We start from the raw sequence: 14,230 nt of genomic DNA, 5'->3' as shown, positions 1-14,230 counted from the left end.
CCGGCCCTTGACCTTCCTGTAACTGGAACCCCTATCTCGGGTGCATCCGGACCCGGGAGATCAGGATGGACGCGACCGTTTCCACCACGACCACCACGCGGCTGCGGCTCGAGGGGCTGCATTGCGCCGGCTGCGTGCGCCGGGTCGAACGCGCGCTGGCCGACCAGCCCGGCGTCGCAGCCGCCCGCGTCAACCTCGCCACCGCCACCGCCGAGGTGGATCATGGCGGCCCCGTCGCGCCGCTGGTCGCCGCCGTCGAATCCATCGGCTTCGGAATCGCCCGCACCGAGATCGCGCTGGCCGTCGAGGGCGCGACCTGCGCCTCCTGCGTCGCCCGGATCGAACGCGCGCTTCTCGCATTGCCGGGTGTCACCGCGGCCCGCATGAACCTCGCCACCGGCGAGGCCCGCGCGCAGGTGATCGCGGGGATGGCCGATGCCGCAACGCTCGCCCGCGCGCTGGCCGAGGCCGGTTATCCCGCCACCCCGCTGGCGGGCACCACCCGCGACCCCGGCGCCGCCCAGGCGGCCGAGGCCCGCGCGCTGGCCCGCCGCACGCTGCTGGCCGCGGCCCTTGCCCTGCCGGTCTTCGCCATCGAGATGGGCGGCCATGTCATCCCCGGCTTCCACGCCGCGCTGGCCGGGATCGCGGGCGACCAGCCGCTGCGCGTGCTCTCCTTCCTGCTGACCAGCGCGATCCTGGCCGGGCCGGGGCGCGTCTTCTTCGCCCGCGGCCTGCCGCTCCTGCTCAGGGGGGCGCCGGACATGAACGCGCTGGTGGCGCTGGGCACCGGCGCCGCCTGGGGGTTTTCCACCATCGCGACCTTCGCCCCCGGCCTGCTGCCTCCCGGCACCGCCCATGTCTATTTCGAGGCCGCGGCGGTGATCGTCACGCTGGTCCTGCTGGGCCGCATGCTGGAGGCCCGCGCCAAGGGCCGCACCGGGGCCGCGATCCGGCGGCTGATGGCCCTGCGCCCCGCCACCGCCCGCGTGGTCACCGCCGCGGGCATCGAGGACCGCCCGGTCGAGGCGCTGGTGCCCGGCGACCTGATCGAGGTGCTGCCCGGTGAACGCTTCGCCACCGATGGCGAACTGGTCGCGGGGCAGGGGCCGGTCGACGAATCCATGCTGACGGGCGAGCCGATGCCGGTGGACAAGTCCCCCGGCGATCCGGTCACCGGCGGCACCGTGAACGGCCCTGCTGCGCTGCGTTTCCGCGCGACGGCGGTGGGGGCGGACACCGCGCTTGCCCGGATCGTGGCCCTGGTCGAGACCGCGCAGGGCGCCAAGCTGCCGGTGCAGGCGCTGGCCGACCGGGTGACCGGCATCTTCGTGCCCGTCGTTCTGGCCGTCGCCGCCGTCACCGTCGCGCTGTGGCTGGCCCTTGGTCCTGCCCCCGCGCTGGGGCTGGCGCTGGTCGCGGGCGTGTCGGTCCTCATCATCGCCTGCCCCTGCGCGATGGGGCTGGCCACGCCCACCTCGGTCATGGTCGGCACGGGCCGCGCGGCCGAAATGGGCGTGCTGTTCCGCAAGGGTGCGGCGCTTCAGGCGCTGGCGGGCGTGACGACCGTGGCCTTCGACAAGACCGGCACGCTGACCGAGGGACATCCGGCGGTGACCGAGGTGGCACTTGCCCCCGGCGTCACGCGGGACGAGGCGCTGCGCCTTGCCGCCGCGCTGGAGTCCCGCTCCGAACACCCCATCGCCCGCGCGATCCTGAACGCCGCCCCCGTCCCTGCGCCCGAGGCCGAAGGGGTCGAGGCGCTGCCGGGCTTCGGTCTCAGGGGCCGGGTCGAGGGCGCCGAGATCCTTGTCGGCGCCGCCCGTCTGATGGACCAGCACGCCATCGCGCCCGGCGATCTGGCAGGCCCCGCCGCCCGCATCGCGGCCAGCGGCGCAACGCCGGTCCATGTCGCCCGCGACGGCCGCGCGATTGCGGTTCTCGCGCTGGCCGATCCGGTCCGGCCCACCGCCCGGGCCGCCATCGCCACGCTGCACGAAATGGGCGTCCGGACCGCGCTCATCACCGGCGATACCGAGGCGACCGCGCGCGCCGTCGCCGCCGAGCTGGGCATCGACCGGGTGACCGCGGGCGTGCTGCCCGGCGGCAAGGTGGCCGCGCTGGACGAGTTGCGCGCCGATGGCCCGCTGGCCTTTGTCGGCGACGGGCTGAACGATGCCCCCGCCCTGGCCGCCGCCGATATCGGCATCGCCATCGGCACCGGCACTGATGTCGCGATCGAGGCGGCCGACGTGGTGCTGATGGCGGGCGATCCGCAGGGCGTGGCCGAGGCGCTGAACCTCAGCCGCCGGACGATGCGCAACATCCGCCAGAACCTGTTCTGGGCCTTCGCCTACAACACCGCGCTGATCCCGGTGGCGGCGGGGCTGTTCTGGCCGCTCTGGGGGGTGCTTCTGTCGCCGATGCTGGCGGCGGGGGCGATGGCGGCCTCCAGCCTGTTCGTGCTGTCGAACGCGCTGCGGCTGCGCCGGCTTCGCCCCGTGACCGGGAGGGTCGCATGAATATCGGACAGGTGGCCGAGCGCACCGGGCTGCCGCCCAAGACCATCCGCTATTACGAGGAGATCGGCCTGATCCGCCCGATGCGGGGGGATAACGGCTATCGCCATTTCTCCGAACGCGACGCCCATAACCTCGCCTTCCTCGGCCGGGCGCGCAGCTTGGGCTTCACCATCGAGGAATGCCGAGTCCTTCTGGCGCTTTACGCCGACAAGGGCCGGGCCAGCGCCGATGTGAAGCGTCTGGCGCAGGACCACCTGGCCCAGATCGACGCCAAGATCGCCGAACTGCACGAGATGCGCGCGACGCTGTCCGACCTGGTCGAGGCCTGCGCGGGCGATCACCGGCCCGATTGCCCGATCCTGCGCGGTCTGGCGGGCGAGCAGGGCCGGGCGGGCGATGCCGACGAAAGTCCGATGAAAGTCCGATGAAAGTCCGATGGAATTCCGATTTCCGGATTCCCCTTCCGCCACCGCCCGACGGACGATCAGGGCCTTTCACATTTCCCGCCGATGCGCTAGGCATGACCCACTTCGGTTCCACCCCGCAAGGGGCGGATGAAAAGGGAACGCGGTGCGCCCGGCAACGGGCAATTCCGCGGCTGCCCCCGCAACTGTAGGCGGAGAGCGCGGCTGACAGGTGCCACTGGGCGCAATGCCCCGGGAAGGCCAGCCAAGCGATGACCCGCAAGCCAGGAGACCTGCCGAGGTAAGATCACCCTGTCCGGGCGCGGGGCGCGACCCGGAGGCGGCCAGACCGCAGAGGTGGCATCGTGCACCGTCTGCGTCAGGCCCCTGCGCCCGTCCGGACAGATGATGAAGGGCGAGGGGACCGCGGCCATGTGTGCCGAACGAATTGTCGAACCCGCAGGACGCGGGCATGGGTGGCGGCGATGAGCTTTCGGGCGCTGATCGCAGCGCTGTCCGCACTGGTCGCGGCGCTTTTCCTGGCCGCGCTGCTGGTCGGCCCGGCCGGGCTGGCCCCGGGCGAAAGCCTTGGTGCGCTGGTCACCGGACAGGGCGATGCCGCGGCGCTGGTGATGCGCGAGATCCGGCTGCCCCGCGCGATCCTTGCGGTGCTGGTGGGCGCAAGCCTCGGCCTGTCGGGGGCCGCATTGCAGGGCTATCTGCGCAATCCGCTGGCCGAACCGGGGCTGATCGGGGTGTCGGCCTCGGCCGCGCTGGGGGCGGTGATCGCGTTGCAGACCGGGCTGGCGGCGGCGCATGCGCTGGCGCTGCCGGGGCTGGCGCTGGCCGGTGCGCTGGTCGCGGTCCTGCTTCTGCTGGTGCTGGCAGGCCCGCGGGGCGGGGCCTTCACGCTGATCCTTGCGGGCATCGCGCTGTCCTCGCTGGCCGGCGCGCTGACGGCGCTGGTGCTGAACCTGTCGCCCAACCCCTATGCGGCCGCCGATATCGTGTTCTGGATGATGGGGTCGCTCGCGGACCGGTCCTTTGCCCATGTCTGGATGGCGCTGCCGCTGACGCTGGTGGGCTGGCTTCTGATCGCGGGGCTGGGCCGCGGCCTTGACGCGCTGACGCTGGGCGAGGACGCGGCCGAGGCGCTGGGCATCCGGCTTTCGCGCCTGCGGCTGGCGCTGGTGCTGGGGGTCGCGGCCTCGGTCGGTGCGGGCGTCGCGGTGGCGGGGGCCATCGGCTTCGTCGGGCTGATCGTGCCGCATCTGCTGCGCCCGCTGGTCGGCGCGCGGCCCGGGCGGCTTCTGCTGGCCTCGGCGCTGGGGGGGGCGGCGCTGCTGCTGGCGTCGGATCTTGCGGTGCGGCTGATCCTGCCGGATCGCGACCTGAAGCTCGGCGTGCTGACCGCCATCCTCGGTGCGCCGCTGTTCTTCCACCTGATCTACAAGACACGGCGCGAGGCGGGCGCATGACCGGGCTGATCCTGTCGCATCTGAGCGTCCATCGCGGCCCCTGTCCGGTGGTCGATGACGTTTCGGCCGACCTGCGCCCGGGCGAATTCGTCGGCCTGATCGGTCCGAACGGTGCGGGCAAGACCACGCTGATGCGCGCAGCCCTTGGCCTGATCCGTCACAAGGGCACATCCTCGCTGGCGCGGCTGTCGGCGGCGGACCGCGCCCGGACGGCCGCCTGGCTGCCGCAGATGCGCGAAATCGCCTGGCCGGTCAGCGTGGAAACGCTGGTGGGTCTTGGCCGCACGCCGCATCTGCGCCCCGGCCAGCGGATGGGCGCGGCCGACCGCGCCGCCATCGCGGATGCGCTGGGCCGGATGGATCTGGCGGGGTTCGAGCATCGCCGCGCCACCGCGCTGTCGGGCGGCGAACAGGCCCGCGTCCTGATCGCCCGCGCCGTCGCGCAGGAGGCCCCGGTGCTGATCGCCGACGAACCCATCGCCGGGCTGGACCCCGCCCACCAGATCACCACCATGCGCCTGTTCGCGGGGCTTGCGGCCGAGGGGCGTCTGGTCGTCGCGGCGCTGCACGATCTGGGCCTTGCCGCGCGGTTCTGCACCCGGCTTCTGGTGCTGCATCGCGGCCGGCTGGAAGAGGACGGCCCGCCCGGCGAGGTGCTGACCGCGCCAACGCTCGCCCGCGTCTTCGGGCTGCGCGCCTATCTGGCCGACACGCCCGAGGGGCCCATCGTCCAGCCGGTCGAGGTGGTGACATGACCCGCCGCTTCCCGCCCGAGCGCATCGTCTGCCTGACCGAGGAAACGGTCGAGACGCTTTATCTGCTGGGTCAGGATCACCGGATCGTGGGCGTCACCGGCTATGCCGTCCGCCCCGCGCGCGTGCGTCGGGAAAAGCCGCGGGTGGGGGCGTTCAGTTCCGCCGATCTGCCGAAAATCCTCGCGCTCGACCCCGATCTGGTGCTGACCTTCTCGGACATCCAGCACGAGATTGCGGCCGGGCTGATCCGGGCGGGGATCGCGGTGCATGCCTTCAACCAGCGCGATGTGGCGGGCATCCTTGCGATGATCCGCTTTCTCGGCGCGCTGACCGGCGTGCCCGACCGGGCCGAGGCGCTGGCAGCGGGCTATCAGGCGCGGCTCGACGCCCTGCGCGCCGCCCCGCGCCCCCACCGCCCGCGCGTCTATTTCGAGGAATGGGACGAGCCGCGCCTGTCCGGCGTAGGCTGGGTGTCCGACCTGATCGGGATCGCCGGGGGCGAGGATGTTTTCGCCCATCTCGCCGGGCGGCAGGCCGCGAAGGATCGGGTGGTCACGGATGCCGAGGTGATCGCCGCCGCGCCCGAAGTGATCCTCGGCTCGTGGTGCGGCAAGAAACTGCGCCCCGAGAAGATCGCCGCGCGACCCGGCTGGGACAGGGTCCCGGCGGTGCGTTCGGGCCGCATCCACGAGATCAAGGCGCCGCTGATCCTCTCGCCCGGCCCCGCGGCGCTGACCGAAGGGCTGGAGGCGATATGCACCGCGCTCCGGGGCGCGGAAGGAGGTCGATGATGGAGGCGATTGCCCTGTTCCTTGAACGCGGCGGCCCGGCGATCTGGGCCATCGCGGCGCTGTCGGTGGCGACGCTGGCGCTGATCCTGTGGAAGCTGTGGCGCCTTGCCCTGCTAGGCGCCTTTGCGGGCCAGCGCGCCGAACGCGCCGTCGCGCTCTGGCAACAGGGCGCGCGCGACGAGGCGGCGGCGACCGTCGCGGGCCGGGTGGGGCTGCGTGCCCGGCTGGTGCGCGCGGCGATCGGGGCGCTGGGCGCGGGCCTGCCCGAGGCCAAGGCCCGCGAGGAAACCACCCGCATCGCCCGCCGCTTGCTGGCCGAGGCGCGCGCGGGGATAAGGGCGCTGGAGCTTATCTCGGTGATCGCGCCGCTTCTGGGGCTTCTGGGCACGGTCATGGGCATGATCGAGGCGTTCCAGGCGCTGGAATCCTCTGGCGCCGCCGCGGACCCGTCCGATCTGGCCGGGGGCATCTGGGCGGCGCTGCTGACCACCGCCGCGGGCATGGCCGTCGCGATCCCCGCCGCCATGGCCGTCACCTGGTTCGAGGCCATCGCCGACAGCGCCCGGGCCGATATGGAGGATCTGGCGACGCGGCTGTTCCTGGCCGGGGGGGCGCGCTGATGTTCGCCTTCGGCACGCCCCGTCGCATCCGCCGCCCCAGCCTGACGCCGATGATCGACGTGGTCTTCCTGTTGCTGGTGTTCTTCATGATCGCCGCCCGCTTCGGCCCGTTTTCGGGGCTGGAGCTGATCCCGGCCACCGCTGCCCCGACCGAATGGCAGGGCCCGCCCCGGCTGGTCGAGGTGGCGCCCGGCGGGCTGCGGCTGAACGGTGTCGCGATGGACCTGCCCGCCCTGGCCGCGGCGCTGGGTCGGCTGACCGGCAGCCCCGCCGATCCGGTGCTGATCCGCCCGCGCGACGGGGTTGCCCTTCAGGCCCTTGTCGATGCGATGGAGGAGCTGGCGGGCGCGGGCTTCTCCGGTCTGGTGCTGGTGGAGTAGGGGCGATGTTCGACTTCGACACTCCCGCTCCGCGCGCCAGGGCCGAAAGCATCGTCCCGATGATCAACGTGGTCTTCCTGCTGCTGATCTTCTTCCTGATGAGCGCCCGGATCGCGCCCCCCGAACCCTTTGAAACCGCGCCGCCCCGCGCTGCGGCGCAGGATCCGCTTGCGGGCGACACGCTTTACCTGTCCGCCGACGGGGCGCTGGCCTATGGCCCGGCGCGGGGCGAGGCGGTCTTTGCCGCGCTTGCCGCCCGTGACCCGGCCCTGCCGCTGGTGATCCGCGCCGATGCAGGCGTCGAGGCCGCGGCGCTGGCAAGGCTGGCGGCGCGGCTTGCGGCCGAGGGGCAGGGCGCGCTGCGCCTGCAAACGGTGCCGCGATGAGACGGCTGGCCGAGTTGTCGGTCTTCCTGCCGCTGGCCGCGGGGCTGCATGTGGCGGCGTTCGGCCTTGCCGCCGGGCCGCAAGGCGCGCCCGGGGGCGGGGGTGGCGAGGGCGACACCGCGCTGGTAACGCTGGCGGCCGCCCCGCCCGCGCTGTCGCGCCTCGCCGAGGAATGGACCGCGCCGCCCGAGGTCCAGACCGCCGCGCCCGAGCCCGTCGCCCCGACGCATGTCACCGCGCCGCGCAGCCCCGACCCCGAGGCCAGCCCGGCCCCGCCCGTCGCCCTGCCGTCTCCCGAGGCCCCCGGCGCGGATGCCGCACCCGCCGCGCTTTCCCCGCCGCCCGCAATCGCGCCGCCCCCGGCCGAGACGGCCATCCTGGCCGTCCCGCCCGCACCGGGCCGGGCCGATGACGCACCGCTGCCGCCCGACATGCCCCCGCGTCCCGAGGGGCTGCGCGCGCCGGATGCGCCTTCGGTCGAGCCGCCAATGGCCGCCCCGCGCCCCGAACGCCGTCCCGACGCGGCACCGCCGCCCGCCCCGGCCCAGACCGCCCGGGGCACCGAGCGCGTGCCGCAGGCCGGCGCGCCTGCCCGCGCCGCGCCCGCCCTGTCAGAGGCCGCTGCCCGCGCGCTGCATGCCGAATGGGGCGGGCGGATCCTTGCCCGGGTCAGCCGGGTCCATCGCTACCCGCGCGAGACCCGCGCGACCGGCCGGGCGCTGGTCGAGCTGGTGGTGACGCGCGAGGGCGCGCTGGTCTCGGCGCGGCTGGTGCAAAGCGCGGGCGATCCCGCGCTGGACCGCGCGGCGCTGGCTGCTGTCCGCCGGGCCGGGCCGTTTCCCGCCGCGCCAAGGGGGCTGGACCGCGCCAGCTACAGCTTTACCCTGCCGCTCAAATTCGACGGAAGACGCTGATCCCCGCAGCGCGTCCGCTGTTTCTTCTTGGAAAAAATACCCGAACCGGCCCGGAACGGGCCGGCTACGCCGCCTGGGGCCGGCGAATCCGTTCGGCCGCGCGCAGCACCCGCGGCGAGATATCCGGCGCACCGGCTTCGGCCAGCGCCAGCAGTTGCGCCCGCATCCCCGGCCCCCAGAAGGCGTCGATATGTTCGGCGATGGCGGCCACCGCCTCGTCTTCGGGCCGCCGGGCAAAGGCGGTGGCGATCTGGTTGGCCATGTAGATCAGTTTCTCAGGCGTCATGGGGAACCTCTGTCAATGCGATCCGGTCGGGATGGGTGTGGATGTCGAAGCCCGCGCCACGGGCGCGCGCGATCAGGGTCAGCCCCGCCGCCTCGGCCGCCGCGGCGGCGCGGTCGGTGGGGGCGGAAACGGCGATCAGGATGGGGGCGCGGGCCAGAACCGCCTTCTGGACTAGTTCGATCGAAACGCGCGAGGTCATCACGATCGCGCCGCCCGAGGCATCCCGCCCGGCCCGCGCCAGCGCGCCGAGAAGCTTGTCGAGCGCGTTGTGCCGCCCCACATCCTCGCGCGCGAAGACCAGCCCTTCGCCGGGCGTCCAGAACCCCGCGGCATGCATCGCCCGCGTTTCGGCATGCAGCGGCTGGGCCAGCGCCAGCGCGGTGATCGCCCGGGCGATGTCGCCCTCGGCCAGCCGCACCCCGCCGGGCGGCAACGTGGGCAGGGGGCGGGTGGCCTCTTTCAGGCTGTCGATGCCGCACAATCCGCAGCCCACCGGCCCCGCCATCGCGCGCCGTCGCTCCAGCAGCCGCGCGCCCAGCCCCACGGCCAGCCAGATGCGCAGCTCGATCCCCTCGGGGTGATCCACCCACTCGATCCGCTCGATCTGGCCGGGTGCTGTGACGATGCCCTCGGACAGCGAAAAGCCCAGTGCGAAATCCTCCAGATCCCCGGGGCTGGCCAGCATCACCGCATGAGTGGTCCCGTCAAAGGACAGCGCCACCGGCACCTCGCGGGCAAGGCTGCGGCCCGCCCGTTCGGCGCCCGCGGGACCCACGGCCAGCGCCGTGGTTCTGGTGGCGCCCCCGCTCATTCCGCTGCCGGAAGGATGCGCCGGGCGGCGCGGGCGCGCTCGGCATAGGTCTGCTGCCAGTCCGAGGGGCCGTTGGTCTGCGCCACCTGCACCGCCGTCACCTTGTATTCCGGGCAGTTCGTGGCCCAGTCGGAATAGTCCGAGGTGACGACATTGGCCTGCGTCTCGGGGTGGTGGAAGGTGGTATAGACCACGCCCGGGCTGACGCGGTCGGACAGCGTCGCCCTCAGCGTCGTCTCGCCCGAGCGCGAGGCCAGCCGCACCCAGTCGCCCTCCTTGATGCCGCGGGTTTCGGCATCGTGGGGGTGGATTTCCAGAACGTCCGCCTCGTGCCAGATGGTGTTCGCCGTCCGCCGCGTCTGGGCGCCGACATTGTATTGCGACAGGATCCGCCCCGTGGTCAGCAGCAGCGGATAGCGCGGCCCGGTGCGCTCGTCGGTCGGCACATAGTCCGTGACGACGAACAGCCCCTTGCCCCGGACGAACCCGCCCTCATGCATGATCGGGGTGCCAAGCGGCGCCGCCGCGTTGCAGGGCCATTGCACCGAGCCCTCGCGTTCCAGCAGGTCGTAGGATACCCCCGCGAAGCTGGGCGTGGTCGCGGCGATCTCGGCCATGATCTCGGCGGGGTGGGCATAGGCCCAGCCCGCGCCCATGGCGTTGGCCAGCGCCTGCGTCACCTCCCAGTCGGCCAGCCCGTTCAGGGGCGCCATCACCCGGCGGACGCGGTTGATCCGGCGTTCGGCATTGGTGAAGGTCCCGTCCTTTTCCAGGAAGGTCGAGCCGGGCAGGAAGACATGCGCGTAATTCGCGGTCTCGTTCAGGAACAGGTCATGGACCACCACGCAGTCCATCGCCGCCAGCCCCGAGGCCACATGCTTCGTGTCCGGGTCCGATTGCAGGATGTCCTCGCCCTGGATGTAGATGCCCTTGAAGCTGCCCCCCACGGCCGCATCCAGCATGTTGGGGATCCTCAGCCCCGGCTCGTCCGAGATCGTGACGTTCCAGAGCCTTTCGTACATCCCGCGCGCGTCCGCGTCATGGACATGGCGGTAGCCCGGCAATTCATGCGGGAACGACCCCATGTCGCAGGACCCCTGCACGTTGTTCTGGCCCCTCAGCGGGTTCACGCCGACGCCGGGGCGGCCGATATTGCCGGTCGCCATCGCAAGGTTGGCAATCGCCATCACGGTGGTCGAGCCCTGGGAATGTTCGGTCACGCCCAGCCCGTAATAGATCGCCGCATTGCCGCCCGTGGCATAAAGCCGGGCGGCGGCGCGCAGCTCGGCGGCGGGCACGCCGGTCAGCTGTTCGGTCGCCTCGGGGCTGTGGCGGTCCTCGGCGACGAAGCCTGCCCAGTCCTGATAGGCGTCCAGCTCGCAGCGTTCACGGATGAAGGCCTCGTCGGTCAGCCCCTCGGTCACGATGACATGGGCCATGGCGGTCAGCAGCACGACATTGGTGCCCGGCCGCAGCGGAAGGTGATGGGCGGCACGGACATGCGGCCCGCGCACGAGGTCGATCCGGCGCGGATCGGCCACGATCAGCTGCGCGCCCTGCCGCAGCCGTTTCTTGAGACGACTTGCAAAGACCGGGTGCCCGTCGGTCGGGTTCGCGCCGATCACCAGCACCACATCGGCCTGTTCGACGCTGTCGAAATCCTGCGTCCCCGCCGAGGTGCCAAGCGTCGTCTTGAGCCCATAGCCCGTGGGCGAGTGGCAGACCCGCGCGCAGGTATCGACGTTGTTGTTGCCAAAGACCTGCCGGATCAGTTTCTGCACGAGGAAGGTTTCCTCGTTCGTGCAGCGCGACGAGGTGATGCCGCCGATGGCGCCGATCCCGTGTTGCTGCTGGATCGCGCGGAATTTCTGCGCGGAGAAGGCAAGGGCGTCCTGCCAGCTTACCTCGCGCCATGGCTCGTCGATCGAGTCGCGGATCATCGGGGTGAGGATCCGGTCCGGGTGCGTCGCATAGCCATAGGCGAAGCGGCCCTTGACGCAGCTATGCCCGCGGTTCGCCTTGCCGTCCTTGGCGGGCACCATGCGCACGACCTGATCGCCCTTCATCTCGGCGCGGAAATTGCAGCCGACGCCGCAATAGGCGCAGGTCGTGACCACCGCGCGGTCGGGCGTGCCCATCTCGATGACGGATTTCTCCTGCAAGGTCGCGGTCGGGCAGGCCTGCACGCAGGCGCCGCAACTGACGCAATTCGAGGACAGGAAATCGCTGCCGCCCGCCGAGATCCGCGCCTCGAACCCGCGGCCTTCGACGGTCAGGGCAAAGGTGCCCTGCACCTCTTCGCAGGCGCGCACGCAGCGGTAGCAGGCGATGCATTTCGCGGGGTCATAGGTGAAATAGGGGTTGGACTGGTCCTTGGGCGCGTAGCGCGGGTTTGCCTCGCCGTTCTGGCGCGTCTCGAAATGGTTGGCGCCCGCCTTGTAACGGACGTCGCGCAGGCCCACAGCGCCCGCCATGTCCTGTAACTGGCAATCGCCATTCGCCGCACAGGTCAGGCAGTCGAGCGGGTGATCCGAGATGTAAAGCTCCATCACGCCGCGGCGCAGTTTCGCGACCTTGGGCGTCTGGGTGTGGACCTTCATGCCCGGCGCAACGGGCGTGGTGCAGGAGGCGGGCGTGCCGCGCCGACCCTCGATCTCCACCAGGCACAGCCGGCAGGACCCGATGGGTTCCACGCTGTCGGTGGCGCAGAGCTTGGGGATCTCGATGCCCAGTTCGGCGGCGGCGCGCATGACCGAGGTGCCCTCGGGCACCGTCACCTCGAAACCGTCGATGCTCAGCGTCACGGTCTTGTCGGACCGGCGCGCGGGGGTGCCGAAATCGGCGTCGGGGAGGATGAAGTCCTTCATTCCGCGGCCTCTTTCTGGGGGATGAAATCCTCGGGGAAGTATTTCAGCGCGCTTTCGACGGGGTAGGGCGTGAAGCCCCCCAGCGCGCAGAGCGAGCCCTCGCGCATGGTTTCGCAGAGATCCGCCAGGATCGCGGGCGCCGCCGGGTCGCCCGCGCGGATCCGGTCGATGACCTCGACGCCGCGCACTGCGCCGATCCGGCAGGGCGTGCAGGTGCCGCAGCTTTCGACCGCGCAGAATTCCATCGCGAAGCGCGCCATCGCGCCCATGTCTGACGTGTCGTCGAAGACCACGATCCCGGCATGGCCGATCAGGCCCCCGGCAGCGTCGCATTCCTCGTAGCCTAGGGCGGTATCGAACATATGCGCCGGGAAATAGGCCCCCAGCGGGCCGCCGATCTGCACCGCCTTGACCGAGCGACCGCTGGAGGTGCCGCCGCAGATATCCTCGATCAGTTCGCGGATGGTCATGCCGAAGGCTGCCTCGAACAGCCCGCCATGTTTTACGTTGCCCGCGATCTGCAAGGGCACCGTTCCCAGCGAGCGGCCGAGGCCGAAGGATTTGTAATACGCGGCCCCCTCGGCGAGGATCACCGGCACCGAGGCCAGCGAGATCACGTTGTTGATCACCGTGGGGCGGCCCATGAAGCCCTTGTGGGCGGGCAGGGGCGGTTTCGCCCGCACCGTGCCGCGCTTGCCCTCCATCGAGTTCAAGAGCGCGGTTTCCTCGCCGCAGACATAGGATCCCGCGCCGACGCGCAGCTCGATATCGAAGCCATCGCCCAGCAGTCCGGCCCCGTGTGCAACTTCAAGTGCGGCGCCGAACGTCCGGATTGCATGGGGATATTCCGAGCGGCAATAGACATAGCCGCGGCTTGCGCCGACCGCCAGACCGGCAATTGACATGCCCTCGATCAGGCAGAACGGATCGCCCTCCATCAGCATCCGGTCGGCGAAGGTGCCGCTGTCGCCCTCGTCGGCATTGCAGACGATGTATTTCTGCGCGCCCTCGGCCTCCAGAACCGTCTTCCACTTGATCCCCGTCGGGAACCCCGCGCCGCCCCGGCCGCGCAGGCCGGACTCGATGACTTCGGCCACGATCTCGGCAGGCGCCATGGTCCGCGCGCGCGCCAGCCCCTTGAGCCCCCCATGGCTCCGGTAGGCGTCGAGATCCAGCGGGTCGATCACGCCGCAACGGGCAAAGGTCAGCCGCGTCTGGCGGGCAAGGAACGGGATCGCCTCGACCGGGCCGAGTGCCTTGGGGTGATCGCTGAAATCGCTTTCGAAAAGCGCCCCGGTGTCCGAAGCCTCAAGCGGGCCGAAACCGTGGCGCACGCCGTCGCGCTCGATCTCGAGCAGCGGTTCCAGCCAGACCATCCCGCGCGATCCGGTGCGGACCAGCCGCACCTCGATCCCGCGCGCCGCCGCCTCCGCCGACAGCGCCGCGGCGACCGCGTCGGCGCCAAGGGCCAGCGCGGCGGCGTCCTGCGGCAGGTATAGCGTAAGGCTCATCCAACCACCTCGCGGGCCATCCGCTCCAGCCGCTCGGCCGTCGCGAGGGCCACGGGCGTTTCATCGACCAGCGCGGCAGGGCCACAGGCGCACAGACCAAGGCAGTAGACCGGCTCCAGCGTCACGGCGCCATCGGCCGTGGTGCCATGCCAGTCGACGCCCAGCCGTGTGCGCAGGTCCTCGCCCAGCCGATCGGCACCCATCGCCTGACAGGCTTCGGCGCGGCAGACCTTGAGCATGCGCCGCCCGCCCGGCTCGGTGCGGAAATCGGGGTAGAAGCTGATGACCCCGTGGATCTCGGCCACGCTCAGGTCCAGTTCCTCGGCCATCGGGACCAGCGTCTCGCGCGGGATGTGGCCCAGCACATGCTGCACGGCATGCAGCACCGGCAAGAGCGGTCCGTCCATCCCGGCATGGGCGGCCGCGATCTCGCGCGCCCGCTGGGCGTTGGGGGTCTCCTCCCGGGTCATTCGCGCTCTCCTCTTCGCATGCGATAGTGTGCCAA

14 protein-coding genes and 1 riboswitch are annotated in these 14,230 nt (G+C 71.7%); of the genes, 9 read left to right on the top strand and 5 right to left on the bottom strand.

Annotated features, from left to right (window positions below; translation table 11 throughout):
* Nucleotides 1-65 precede the first annotated feature (65 nt).
* The 9 genes from EV216_RS07160 (at nucleotide 66) to EV216_RS07120 (ending at nucleotide 8,250) form a co-directional block, all read left to right on the top strand.
* On the top strand, nucleotides 66-2,522 hold the full coding sequence (locus EV216_RS07160) for a heavy metal translocating P-type ATPase (RefSeq protein ID WP_132694373.1): 2,457 nt from the start codon (nucleotides 66-68) through the stop codon (nucleotides 2,520-2,522).
* Nucleotides 2,519-2,950: a Cu(I)-responsive transcriptional regulator gene (cueR, locus tag EV216_RS07155; protein WP_132694372.1), complete on the top strand. Its 432-nt coding sequence runs from the start codon at nucleotides 2,519-2,521 to the stop codon at nucleotides 2,948-2,950. The genes EV216_RS07160 and cueR overlap by 4 nt, the downstream gene beginning before the upstream one ends.
* 86 nt (nucleotides 2,951-3,036) lie before the next feature.
* A riboswitch (cobalamin riboswitch) is annotated at nucleotides 3,037-3,241 on the top strand.
* Between the two features lie 170 nt (nucleotides 3,242-3,411).
* Nucleotides 3,412-4,404, top strand: coding sequence for a FecCD family ABC transporter permease (locus EV216_RS07150; protein ID WP_132694371.1), 993 nt, complete (start codon nucleotides 3,412-3,414; stop codon nucleotides 4,402-4,404).
* Nucleotides 4,401-5,159 carry an ABC transporter ATP-binding protein gene (locus EV216_RS07145; protein WP_132694370.1) on the top strand — a complete coding sequence of 253 codons (759 nt, stop codon included), beginning with the start codon at nucleotides 4,401-4,403 and terminating at the stop codon, nucleotides 5,157-5,159. Before EV216_RS07150 ends, EV216_RS07145 begins: the two co-directional genes overlap by 4 nt.
* Entirely contained in the window at nucleotides 5,156-5,950 is a 795-nt protein-coding gene (locus EV216_RS07140) for a cobalamin-binding protein (protein WP_132694369.1), read from the top strand. The genes EV216_RS07145 and EV216_RS07140 overlap by 4 nt, the downstream gene beginning before the upstream one ends.
* Nucleotides 5,950-6,570, top strand: coding sequence for a MotA/TolQ/ExbB proton channel family protein (locus tag EV216_RS07135; protein WP_132694368.1), 621 nt, complete (start codon nucleotides 5,950-5,952; stop codon nucleotides 6,568-6,570). Before EV216_RS07140 ends, EV216_RS07135 begins: the two co-directional genes overlap by 1 nt.
* Complete coding sequence (locus EV216_RS07130; RefSeq protein ID WP_132694367.1) at nucleotides 6,570-6,950, top strand: ExbD/TolR family protein; 381 nt, start codon at nucleotides 6,570-6,572, stop codon at nucleotides 6,948-6,950. Before EV216_RS07135 ends, EV216_RS07130 begins: the two co-directional genes overlap by 1 nt.
* A 5-nt stretch (nucleotides 6,951-6,955) precedes the next feature.
* Nucleotides 6,956-7,336 (top strand): ExbD/TolR family protein, encoded by a 381-nt coding sequence (locus EV216_RS07125; RefSeq protein WP_132694366.1) that lies wholly within the window; start codon nucleotides 6,956-6,958, stop codon nucleotides 7,334-7,336.
* Nucleotides 7,333-8,250 (top strand): energy transducer TonB family protein, encoded by a 918-nt coding sequence (locus EV216_RS07120; protein WP_132694365.1) that lies wholly within the window; start codon nucleotides 7,333-7,335, stop codon nucleotides 8,248-8,250. Before EV216_RS07125 ends, EV216_RS07120 begins: the two co-directional genes overlap by 4 nt.
* A gap of 64 nt (nucleotides 8,251-8,314) precedes the next feature.
* Here EV216_RS07120 and EV216_RS07115 read toward each other — a convergent pair whose 3' ends face one another.
* The 5 genes from EV216_RS07115 to EV216_RS07095 are packed head-to-tail and all read right to left on the bottom strand — an operon-like array spanning nucleotide 8,315 to nucleotide 14,195.
* On the bottom strand, nucleotides 8,315-8,536 hold the full coding sequence (locus tag EV216_RS07115) for a formate dehydrogenase subunit delta (RefSeq protein ID WP_132694364.1): 222 nt from the start codon (nucleotides 8,534-8,536) through the stop codon (nucleotides 8,315-8,317).
* On the bottom strand, nucleotides 8,526-9,347 hold the full coding sequence (gene fdhD, locus EV216_RS07110) for a formate dehydrogenase accessory sulfurtransferase FdhD (protein WP_132694363.1): 822 nt from the start codon (nucleotides 9,345-9,347) through the stop codon (nucleotides 8,526-8,528). The genes EV216_RS07115 and fdhD overlap by 11 nt, the downstream gene beginning before the upstream one ends.
* Complete coding sequence (fdhF, locus tag EV216_RS07105) at nucleotides 9,344-12,214, bottom strand: formate dehydrogenase subunit alpha (RefSeq protein WP_132694362.1); 2,871 nt, start codon at nucleotides 12,212-12,214, stop codon at nucleotides 9,344-9,346. The genes fdhD and fdhF overlap by 4 nt, the downstream gene beginning before the upstream one ends.
* A complete protein-coding gene (locus EV216_RS07100; protein WP_132694361.1) occupies nucleotides 12,211-13,725 on the bottom strand; it encodes an NADH-ubiquinone oxidoreductase-F iron-sulfur binding region domain-containing protein in 1,515 nt (504 codons plus the stop codon). Before EV216_RS07100 ends, fdhF begins: the two co-directional genes overlap by 4 nt.
* Entirely contained in the window at nucleotides 13,722-14,195 is a 474-nt protein-coding gene (locus EV216_RS07095) for a formate dehydrogenase subunit gamma (protein ID WP_132694360.1), read from the bottom strand. Before EV216_RS07095 ends, EV216_RS07100 begins: the two co-directional genes overlap by 4 nt.
* Nucleotides 14,196-14,230 lie beyond the last annotated feature (35 nt).

Source organism: Rhodovulum steppense, from assembly GCF_004339675.1.
GTDB lineage: Bacteria > Pseudomonadota > Alphaproteobacteria > Rhodobacterales > Rhodobacteraceae > Rhodovulum > Rhodovulum steppense.
Note: the sequence above shows the minus strand (reverse complement) of the source record. Positions and strands in the feature narration are given on the sequence as shown.